The sequence below is a fragment of the Methyloversatilis sp. S146-33 genome, from assembly GCF_059552495.1.
The window spans coordinates 89795-100330 of the sequence record NZ_JCANOT010000011.1; the positions used below are offsets into that span (position 1 = coordinate 89795).

Annotated in this window: 9 protein-coding genes; 4 read left to right on the top strand and 5 right to left on the bottom strand. The window is 67.1% G+C overall.

The window, feature by feature from the left end; genetic code table 11:
- Positions 1-121 precede the first annotated feature (121 nt).
- Entirely contained in the window at positions 122-808 is a 687-nt protein-coding gene (locus AC51BJ_RS01615) for a hypothetical protein (protein WP_496279118.1), read from the top strand.
- 44 nt (positions 809-852) lie between these two features.
- Here the strand turns inward: AC51BJ_RS01615 and AC51BJ_RS01620 are convergent, their stop codons facing one another.
- The 3 genes from AC51BJ_RS01620 to AC51BJ_RS01630 form a co-directional block, all read right to left on the bottom strand.
- Positions 853-1692 carry an alpha/beta hydrolase gene (locus AC51BJ_RS01620; protein WP_430432614.1) on the bottom strand — a complete coding sequence of 280 codons (840 nt, stop codon included), beginning with the start codon at positions 1690-1692 and terminating at the stop codon, positions 853-855.
- Between the two features lie 76 nt (positions 1693-1768).
- Positions 1769-4186, bottom strand: coding sequence for a putative bifunctional diguanylate cyclase/phosphodiesterase (locus tag AC51BJ_RS01625; RefSeq protein ID WP_496279119.1), 2418 nt, complete (start codon positions 4184-4186; stop codon positions 1769-1771).
- A 4-nt stretch (positions 4187-4190) separates the two neighbouring features.
- The gene (locus AC51BJ_RS01630) at positions 4191-4796 is read right to left on the bottom strand and encodes a methylamine utilization protein (protein WP_430432612.1); all 606 of its coding nucleotides are present in this window, start codon (positions 4794-4796) and stop codon (positions 4191-4193) included.
- Between the two features lie 219 nt (positions 4797-5015).
- Between AC51BJ_RS01630 and AC51BJ_RS01635 the strand changes: the two genes are divergently transcribed.
- On the top strand, positions 5016-5903 hold the full coding sequence (locus AC51BJ_RS01635; protein ID WP_496279120.1) for a DUF4394 domain-containing protein: 888 nt from the start codon (positions 5016-5018) through the stop codon (positions 5901-5903).
- A gap of 24 nt (positions 5904-5927) precedes the next feature.
- Here AC51BJ_RS01635 and AC51BJ_RS01640 read toward each other — a convergent pair whose 3' ends face one another.
- Positions 5928-7793: a sensor domain-containing diguanylate cyclase gene (locus AC51BJ_RS01640; protein WP_430432610.1), complete on the bottom strand. Its 1866-nt coding sequence runs from the start codon at positions 7791-7793 to the stop codon at positions 5928-5930.
- Between AC51BJ_RS01640 and AC51BJ_RS01645 the strand changes: the two genes are divergently transcribed.
- Both AC51BJ_RS01645 and narL read left to right on the top strand, forming a co-directional pair.
- Positions 7792-9396 (top strand): ATP-binding protein, encoded by a 1605-nt coding sequence (locus tag AC51BJ_RS01645; RefSeq protein WP_496279121.1) that lies wholly within the window; start codon positions 7792-7794, stop codon positions 9394-9396. The genes AC51BJ_RS01640 and AC51BJ_RS01645 overlap by 2 nt on opposite strands.
- The gene (gene narL / locus AC51BJ_RS01650) at positions 9393-10040 is read left to right on the top strand and encodes a two-component system response regulator NarL (protein WP_020163158.1); all 648 of its coding nucleotides are present in this window, start codon (positions 9393-9395) and stop codon (positions 10038-10040) included. Before AC51BJ_RS01645 ends, narL begins: the two co-directional genes overlap by 4 nt.
- A 79-nt stretch (positions 10041-10119) precedes the next feature.
- On the opposite strand, the gene AC51BJ_RS01655 is transcribed toward narL, so the two are convergent.
- Positions 10120-10536: TorF family putative porin (locus AC51BJ_RS01655; protein WP_496279122.1), on the bottom strand; the 417-nt coding region annotated here is incomplete at its 5' end.

Genomic DNA, 10536 nt, shown 5'->3' on the forward strand with positions numbered 1-10536 from the left:
GAAACTTCACAAACCCATGCTGCAGCACCTGCGTTCGCGGCCTCGTGAAAAGCTCGTGGCAAGCTTTTGTCGGCCGTCTTGCTGGACTACTCTGGAGAGGTCTGACCTCCTCCCCGCACACATGTTTCATCACGGCATCGCGCTACTGATCGCACTGTTTGCTTACGGCACCGTTACAGCCGGCGACGGTCCGCTGGCGAACCAGGCAGCGATCGACGCCGCACGTGCGCGCTGGGAAGGATCGCCGCAGGCCGGCTGGCTCGCGCGCATCCTGCCGCCCTCGCTCGACGCCGCCTCGCTGCCGGAACCCGGGTCGCGCGGCGCCGCGTTGCTGGCGCGCTACTGTGTTCAGTGCCACCACGTTCCGAATCCGGCCATGCATCACCCGGACAAGTGGCCGAAGATCGTCGACCGCATGGTGGTGCGCATGCGCGGACACGGAAACCGTGGGGCGCTGATGAAAGACATGATGGGCGGCGTCAAGGCGCCGGACGAGGAAGAAGTACACATGCTGATCGGCTACCTGCGACGTAATGCACAGAAACCGATCGATGCTGCACGCTATCCCGACCTCGACACGCGCGGTCGCAGCTTTCGCGACGCCTGCGACCAGTGTCACGTGCTGCCGGAGCCGTCGAGCCGCACCGCCGGCGAATGGCGACGCGTGGTCGCGCGGATGGAGAGGAATATGGCGTGGATGAACCGCGTGGTCGGCTCGCGGGCGATGCCGGGCGAACCGCAGCTGCGCCTGCCCGACATCCTGGCCTATCTGCAGCGGCACGCCGCACCGGGGCGCCGGGGTTCGTGACCGCGGGCGTTCGTTCCGCCGCGTGACGGACCAATGTCAGCCGGTCAGGCGCCGGCGTTGCAGCCCTGGGCCTCGGGCTGAACCGCCGCCAGGGCGCCGGGCAGCCAGTCGAGCATGCGCTGCGCCACCTTGCGCCAGTCGGCCTCCAGCATCATGCCGTGCCCCATGCCCGGGAATACGTGAGCCGGCACACCGAGCGCGCGCGAAGTCATTTCGGTCAGCGCCGGCGGAATGATGGGGTCGCACTCGGCGCCCAGCACCAGCATCGGCGGGCGATGCATGCGCGCCGGCTGCGGCAGGTTGAACAGCGTCATGTCCCAGATCACCCGCGCCGATTCAGGCTGCACGCGGCTGGCCATCTGCTGCAGGCGCTCCATCGACACCGGCTGTGCGAACAGCGCCTCGCGCAGTGCGTCGAGCGAAGTCGCGCCGCCGGCCAGCAGGCTGTTCAGTTCCGACATCAGATCCGGCTTACGCATGACCAGGCCGACCGCCGACGCCCACAGCCCCTGCGGCGGCACCGACGCCATCAGCACGGCAGCGGGCACCTGTCTCACCTCGAGACACTTCTGTACCACCATGCCGCCCATCGAATGTCCGATCAGCACCGGCGGCGTGTCGAACTGGTCCAGCACGTCGAGCACGTCGCGCACGTAATCGTCGAGACTGATCAGGTCGAGGTACTCGCGACCGGGGCTGCCGCCGTGGCCGGACAGCGACAGCGCGTGCGCCTCGTAGCCGGCTTCGGCAAAACAGGGCAGGAAGTGTTCGTCCCAGCACCAGGCGGCCGTGTAGGCGCCATGCACGAACAGCAGCGGCACCGGCCGCGACCTGACGTGAGGCGTGCGGGTAATGACTTCCAGTGGTCCGTGACGCTTCATCATTGTTGTTCGCTCCTGCAGGTTCCCGACACTGTAACCTGAAGCATGTATCGGGCCGGCAACCACGGCACGGAAATATTCAGACTGCGACGGTCCGGGCGGCGGTTCTGCCGACCGGCTCGGTCGCCGTCGCCGCGGCCGCAGAGGGCCCGACCGCGCCGTTCGCCCAATGCGACTCGCGGAACCATTTTTCAAGGGCTTCGGCCGGAATCGGCTTGCTGATGAGATAGCCCTGGGCGAGATCGCAGCCGAGCAGGCGCAGCCTCTCCAGCACGCCTTCGCTCTCGACCCCTTCGGCCGTCACCTTCAGGCCCATGTTGTGCGCCAGTTCGATTGTCGAACGTACGATGATTTCGTCGTTCGGATTGTCGAGCAGATGCATCACGAAACTGCGGTCTATCTTCATCTCGCTGACCGGCATCTGCCGCAGGTAGGACAGCGACGAGTAACCGGTGCCGTAATCGTCGATCGACAGCGCGCAGCCGGTCTCGCGCAGCACTTGCAGATTGGTCAACGCGCGCAGCGGATCGTCGAGCACCGCGCTTTCGGTGATTTCGAGCGTGATCAGGCGCGCCGGACAGCCATGGCGCTCCAGCATGCCCGCGAACAGCGCCGGCAGTTCCGGGTTCAGCAGGTCGCGTGCGGAAATGTTCAGCGACACGTTCACCTCCAGCCCCTGCCGCAGCCAGTGCCCGCACTGGCGGATCGCCGCGTTCATCACCCACAGCGTGATCGCCTTGATGTAGCCGGTCTGCTCGGCAAAGGGGATGAACTCGAACGGAGGTACGAAACCGCGCGTCGGGTGTATCCAGCGCACCAGCGCCTCGACGTGGTGAACCGCGTCCGGCGCGGTCGCCACCTTGGGCTGGTAATAGAGCACCAGTTCGTCGCGCTCGACCGCCAACCGCAGCTCACTCAGCAGCGACAGCCGCTCGACGTTCTGGTCGTGATGCCGGGGGTCGTAGATTTCGGCCATCGTGTTGTGACGCTTGGCCAGATACATGGCGACGTCGGCGTGTCGCAGCAGCGACTGCGCATCGTTGCCGTGCGCCGGGCAGGCCGACACGCCCATGCTGGCGCTGACGTCGACCATCTGGCCGTCGAGGTTCATCGGCCGGTTCATCGCCTCGGCGATTCGGTGGGCCACGCTCAGCGCCTTCGACGCGTCGGCGCCCGGCAGCATGACCGCGAACTCGTCGCCACCCAGCCGTGCCACCTGATCGCGCACGTCGCGCAGCGTTTCGCGCAGCCGTCGCGCCACCTCGCGCAGCAGCAGGTCGCCCAGTTCGTGTCCCAGCGTGTCGTTCACCATCTTGAAACGGTCCACGTCGAGGCATACCACGGCCAGGTCGCTGTTATCGGCGGCCGCTGCGCGCAGGGATTCTTCCAGCCTTTCGGTGAAGTACGCGCGATTCGGCAGGCCGGTCAGCACGTCGTAGTAGGCCAGTTCGCTGATGCGCGTCTCGCGCAGCGAGATGGCGTCGGTCATGTGCACGAAGGCATTGGCGAGCTGGCCGATCTCGTCGCCGCGCGCCACCGCCGGTGGCGCGCCGTACTCGCCGGATTCGACACGGCGCGCAAACTCCGCCAGCCGGACCACCGGCGAGGCGATCGAACGGCCCATGAAGGCACTCACGCCAAGCGCCAGCAGCGTGCCGATCAGCGTAAGCCCGGTCCAGTCGCGGTACAGCCGGTTCCACGGTGCCAGCGCGCGCTCCAGCGACAGTTGCAGGACGGCGCCGACCTGCTGCTGCGGGCCGGCGTCGATCGGATGCATCAGGCTGACGTAATCGCGGTCGCCGAGCGTCAGCGCCTCCTCCTGCAGGGCGCTGTTCGCCGACAACTCACCAAGCAGCGCACTCTGCAGCGGCTCGTTCAAGGTGCTCGACGCCAGCATCCACCCCTTGTCGCCACTGCGTCGCACGAAACTGACTTCGAGGCCGGTCACGCCCTTCAGGTCACTGGCCAGGCTCTTGTCCACGCTGAAGCCCATGACCACCCAGCCGACCGGCACCGGCGCCATCACCGGCACCACGACCAGCTGGTAGAGCATGCCGGAGACCACGGCGAACCCGCCGCTGTGTGCGCCGCTGCGCGCGCCCTCGATCAGCTGGCGCAGGCGCTCGGGCGTGCGCCCCGGATTGAAGGACGAACTGGCAACGATGGACTCGTCGAGCGCCAGCAGCAGCATCACGTCGGCACGGATGCGCCCGCCGTGGTTCGCCAACGCCGATTCGATCGTTTCCCTGTCCTGGCTGAGCAGGGCCTCGCGAAAACCGTAGTCCGCCGCCAGCACGCGCGCCGCCTGGGTCAGCTGCGACGCCCGTTCGTCGAGCAGACGCGCGAACACGCGGTCGCCCGTCTTCAGGTCCGCCTGGGCATCGGCCATCGCGCTGCCGCGGCCGATCTCGCCGAACAGCAGCAGCCCGCCGATCTGCGTGACCAGCAGCAGCGCGGCGCACCAGGCCGCGATTTTCCATTTGAGGCTGAACCGCATCGACTCAGGGCCTCAGTTCGACCTTGACCATTTCGGTCTGGTCGCCGGCGATGCGTAGCGGCCGCGGCGGAATGTCGGGCATGCCGAGGCGACGCGGATGCCACAGCTGAAGCTGATAGTCGCCGGTCGGCACGTCGGCGATGCGGGCCACGCCGTCGGTTTGCGAAATCGCCGACCACGGCGTATCGACCACGACGACGTAAGCCGCCATCTTGTCGTGGATGTTGCAGCCCAGCACGACGACGCCCGGTTTGTCGAAAACCACCGGCTTTTCCGGCTTGCCGGCGTAGAGCTTCAGCTCGAACACCTTGGCCGCCGAGAAGGAATAGACGTGATGGCGCACCGTGTCGTTGTTCGGAAACTCGATCGCGGTGCCGGTCTGCACGACGCTGATCGCCGGCAGGAAGGTCTTGTTGCGCTGCTCGATCTGCGCCGGTCTGGCGGCAGGCAGGCCGGCGCGCGACACCGGAACCAGCGACACGACGACGCTGTCCAGCGCATTGCCCGATCGGTCGCCGGCCTTGATCGTGACCGTGGCGGCCCGTGCAGGCAGGATGGCGCCCACCAGGACGACGGCGGCGAGCAGTGCACGACGGAAATGATGAAACACGATGACGGCGCAGGGCACGGCTGTTCGATCTGATCGTTGACTGCCTGATTAACGGACATCGCCCCGGTCCCTTGAGGCGGGCATCTCATCCGACCGGGCGAGACGGACGAGACAGCTGTCTCAGGACCGGGCCTGTGCAGCCGTGATCAGGCCGGTGCACCATGCGGATCGCACCGTCGCGGCGCCCCGCAATCGAACAACGACATACGGATTCTCACGATGAAACATGCTTTCGCTCTTCCCGCCGCCGCGATCGGCGTCACCCTGCTCGCCACCGGCTGCGCCGGTCTGTCCGATGCCGGCGGCACGCCGCGCAAGGAAATCGTCCGCGCGGTCACGCAGTCGCACCATCTGGTCAGCTTCAATGCGGGGCAGCCCGGCCGGCTGCTGTCGGACGTCGCACTGAAGGGTCTGCCGGCAGGCGAAACGGTGCTCGGCATCGACTACCGCGTCGCCCGCGGCGAGCTGTATGCGCTCGGCAGCAGCGGTCGCGTGTTCCGGGTCGATACCGCGAGCGGCCAGCTGACGCCGGTGAGCAACGAAGCATTCGCGCAGCCGCTGAACGGCCGCCAGTTCGGCTTCGACTTCAACCCGGCGGCCGACCGCATCCGCATCGTGTCCGACACGCGGCAGAACCTGCGCGCCCACCCGGACACCGGTGCCCTGGTCGACGCCTCGCCCGATGCGCCGGGCCTGCAGACGGACGGCACGCTGCACTATGCCGCCGGCGACGCGAACGAGAAGGCGGCGCCACGGGTGGTCGCCGCCGGCTACACCTACAACAAGGACAACGAAAAGCTCACCACCAACTACGCGATCGACGCCGCCACCGGCGCACTGGTGCGCCAGGGTTCGATCGAGGGCGAGCAGCCGGTGGTGTCGCCCAATCTGGGCAAGCTCTATACGGTGGGTTCGCTCGGCGTCGCCGGGGTCACCGACGCCCACTTCGACATCGCCGACCTGAACAACGCCGCCTTCGCGGTACTTGGCACAGCGAAGGCGGCCGCCGCCCAGTTCTACGAAATCGACCTGAAGACCGGCAAGGCGACGCGCATCGGCGAGGTGGGCACCGGCGAGGCGCTGCGCGGCATCGCGATCGAACCCTGACGCGGTCAGGTCACCCGGCGGCGCTCATTCGTCAGCGAACTCGCAATGGCCGGGCCCCAGCTCGGCCGCCTGCGTGGCCGCACGACGGGCCGCCGCGAACATCGATTCGGCGCCGATGTAGCGCGCATCGGCGATGGCGATCCCGACCGCCACCGGCACCGAAATGTCGCGCCCGCCCACGTTGAGCGGCGCTGACAGTTCCTGCACCAGCCGGCTGGCCAGTTGCGACACGGCCGGTATCACTTCGTTCGAGCCCGACAGCGCACGGGCTGCCTCACCGGCGCGGAAGTCGGTCAGCAGCACGGCGAACTGGTAGTTGTCGAGATAGGTGATTGCCGCCCCCGGGTAATTCACCGGCCGGAAGCGGCGCGCCACCGTAGCCAGTATCTGCTCCGCCGCCTCAGCGCTGCTGCTCATCACCGGCTCGGCCAGGCCGCTGGCGTCCACCCAGAGCAGCGCGAAGGGGAGCTCGTTCACCTGTGACTGATGCAGCGTCCACGCCAACAGCGCGTCGAAGATGGCGCGGCTGGTCATGCCGGTGCGTGCCTCGAACCACATGCGCCGGCGCGCCTTCTCCTCCGCACCGCGACGCTCGCTGACGTCGGTGATGAAGCCCTCGATCGCCAGCAGTTCGCCCTGCGACGAGAACACGCCGCGGCCCTGCTCCCACACCCAGATGTAGTTGCCGCTGACGTCGGCAATGCGGTAGGAAATCTGGTAGGGCTTGTGCTGCGCCAGATTGGCCTGCACCTGGGCCCACAGGAATTCGCGGTCCTCCGGGTGCACCAGACTGCCGAAGGCCACGCGGTGGTTGTCTACCAGCTCCCACGGTTCATAGCCGATCAGGTCCACGCTGCCGTCGCTGACGAACTCCATCGTCCAGTCCGGGTCGTTGCGGCCGCGGTACACCATGCCCGGCACGTTGGCGAGCAGCGTGTTCAGGTAGCGCCGGCTCGAGCCGAGGTCCTCGCCGCGCCGGCGCCGCGTCACTTCGGTCAGGGTGCCGACGACGCCGAGCAGGTCGCCGTCGGGCAGCGTGCAGGTCTGCGCGCGCAACATGACCCAGAACACGGTGCCGCTGCCGTTCACCATGCGCACTTCGGTATTCAGGTGATCGAGCTGGCCACCGGCGACCGACAGCATGCCGCGGTCGACCGCGTCGCGGTCCTCCGGGTGGATGGCCACCGACAGCAGCCGGCCCCGGCTGTCCGCCATGCTGCGACCGGTAAGCCTTTCCCACGCGCGGTTCACGTAGGCGATGCGTCCTTCGGCGTCGGTCTTGAACAGCACCAGATCGAGCTGGTCGAGTACCAGCGACATCGAGTTCTCGACACCGTCGCGCACGGGTGCTGCCGCAGCATCCGGGCTGAACTGGATCAGCAGACTGCCGGGCACCGACGACAGTGGCGAAATGCTGGCGTGCATCTTGATCGCGCCACCGTCCGAGCGCACCAGTCGCAGCACGCCCTCGGCGTCCGACGCGTCGTCGCCGCCGGCGATCGCCATCAGCGTCGCGAAGCGCGCGTGATCGACCGGGTGCAGCAGGTTGGTGAAGGGCAGGCCGACCACCTGGTCACCGCGCCCGCGGTAGTTCAGCAGCGCGAGAAAAGCCTGGTTCGCAAAAGTGATCTGCTGCCCCTGAATCGTGACCGAGGGCGACGAAATGTTGTGGCACAGTTGACCCGCCCACTCCATCTGCTGCGCGCTGGCCTCCGGCGGATGCGGGCGACCGACATACCAGGGCAGCCGGCGCGCCAGGCCAAGCATGGTGAGCCCGGCCAGCACGACGGCACCCGGCAGCGCATAGGCCGTCGCCGAGCCGTACCACGAACCGACCACTGCAGCGAACAGCAGCGCCAGTATCCAGGCTGAAAACACGTACAAAGTCATGGTGATCCGTTCTTTCTTCGGCCCCAGCGGGCGCTATCCCCTATATACCGGATTGGTCGCCACTCTGGCGGGCTGCGCGGTCGCCGCCGTGCTCAGCATCTGGGGCAGCGTCGAGATCGAGCGCCAGTTCGAACAGGTGTTCGGCACCCTGGTCGACCTCTGTGCGCAACGGACGGACGGCGTCGACTCGGCCGTCTGCGCCGCCTTCGCCAGCGTCGAACGCACGCTGCTGGAACGCGTTGCCGTGATGCTGCTGTTGCAGGGGCTGTGCTTCGCCGTCATCGTCGCCGGCGCCCTGCTGATCGCGCAACGCGCACACCGCGTGCTGGTGCGGCGGACCGAATCGGCGCTGTCGCTGATGCCGGACAGCGCCCGCACGCGCGGCCGCGACGAGGTCGAACGGCTGGTCGACAGCCTGGCCGAACTGACGGCACGCCAGGCGGGCTTCGAGGCCGAAGGCCGCTGGCGCCAGCAGGTCAGCGGCGAACAGCTGCGCCGCAAGAGCCAGGCCCTGCAGACGCTGCACCAGGTGGCGCGCATGTTCACCGACGGCGACGTGTCGGAGTTCAGCCTGCGCAACGGTCTCGCCCTGCTCGAAACCTCGCTCGGCGCGCAGACCGCCGCGCTCTGCCTGAACACGCCGGCACACAAGGCGCTGGGAACCGGGCCGCTGCTGTGCACCCGCGGCGAACCGGCCATCGTGCGCCAGCTCGGCGCCGAACAGAGCGCGCGCGAAGTGAGCGCACGCGTGGTACCTCCCTCGGGCGACTGCACCGCGCATTCGCTGGTGGTACCGGTGTGTCGCGGCGACGTGTCGGTCGGCACGCTGGTGATCGAGTTTCCCGAAGTCGCGCGCGTCGACGACCCGCAGGTCAATCTCGCCGAAAGTTTCGCCCACCTCGCCGCGCTGGCCATTTCCAGCATCAGTCGCAGCCAGGAGGAACGACGGGTGGCGCTGATGGAGGAGCGCAGCGCCATCGCCGGCGAACTGCACGACTCTCTGGCGCAGTCGCTGGCCTACATGAAGATCCAGGTGGCGCGGCTGCAGCGCGGTCTGGACCGCGAAAAGCATCCGACCGACGTCGCGCAGGCGGCGCGCGAACTGCGCGAGGGCCTGTCCGCCGCCTACCGCGAAGTGCGTGAGCTGATCGCCGCCTTCCGCGTGCGCATGGGCCCCGGCGGCCTGCTGTCGACGGTGCAGGACGCGGTCGACGACTTCGCCCAGCGCAGCGGTCTGGACATCAGCTTCGTGCACGATCTCGGTCGCTGCCACCTCGAAGTGAACGAGGAATTCCACGTGATGCAGGTGATCCGCGAAGCGCTGTCGAACACCGTGCGTCACGCGCGCGCCTATCATGTGTGGGTGAGCATGCATTACGGCCCCGAACACCTGCTGAACGTGGTCGTCGACGACGACGGTCGCGGCCTCACCAATCCGTACGCCGAAAGCAACCACTACGGCCTGAGCATCATGCGCGAACGCGCACGTTCGCTCGGCGGCGAAGTGTCGGTCGTGCACCGCCCCGGCGGCGGCACGCGCGTGCAGCTCACCTTCGCACCGCAGAAACTGCCGGTCGGCCAACTAGACGAAAGTACCGCATGAGCATCCGCATCCTGCTGATCGACGACCATCCACTGTTCCGCAAGGGCGTGGCCCAGCTGGTGCGCGCCGACGACGAGCTCGAACTGGCGGGCGAAGTCAGCGACGGCGCCAGCGGCATCGCGCTGGCCGCCGAACTCGACCCCGACCTCATCCTGATCGACCTCAACATGAAGTCGATGAACGGCATCGAAACGCTGCGCCAGTTGAAGGCCTCCGGCGTGCGTGCGCGCTGCGTCATGCTCACCGTGTCGGACGACGAGCGCGACGTGCTCGACGCGATGAAGGCGGGTGCCGACGGCTATCTGCTGAAGGACATGGAACCGGAAGAACTGTGCGCCCGCATCAAGCAGTCGGTCGGCGGCAACGTGGTGCTCGACGCCAGCGTCGCCGGCCTGCTGGCGCACGCGCTGAACGCACCACCCGCCGCGTCGCACAGCGACCTGACCGAACGCGAACGGGAAATCCTCGGCCTGCTGGCCGACGGCCGCAGCAACAAGGAAATCGCGCGAGAACTGGGCATTTCCGACGCCACGGTGAAGGTGCACATCAAGCATCTGCTGCGCAAGCTGAACATGAAGAGCCGGCTCGAAGCGGCGGTGTGGGCACTGCAAAATCCGCAGTTCAGGCAGATGATGGCGGGCTGAAAAAGACAGCGCGCAGCCGTCCGGGACGCTGAATGCCGCGCGCTGTACAACGGTGCCTGCAAGGCACCAACGAGGTCATTCAGAAGGTGCGCTTCACGTAGAGCAGCCACTTGCTGTCGCCGGTGTCCTTGCAGCGGATGCCGTTGTCGCAGATGGTGTAGAAGTTCTTGTCCGCGTTCGTATCCACATACGCCACCGCCGCCTGCCAGCCCCCTTCGAAGTTCTTCGTCACACCCACCTTCCAGTCGGTGAAGTCGTAATCGTCATAGTTCTTCACCTTCTGGTGACCGACGTGAACGTTGGCGATCCACGACGGCATGAACTCGTAGTTCGCGTTCAGCTCGATGTAGTCCGAACCGTCCGAATCCGCGCCGAAGGACTTCTTGCTGAAACCGAAGTAGTCGGTCACCGCGTACGAGTACTTCAGCTGGATGAACTTCCACGTCACCGCCGCGTTCAGTTCCAGCGTGTTCAGGCTCTCGGTGCCACCACCGAC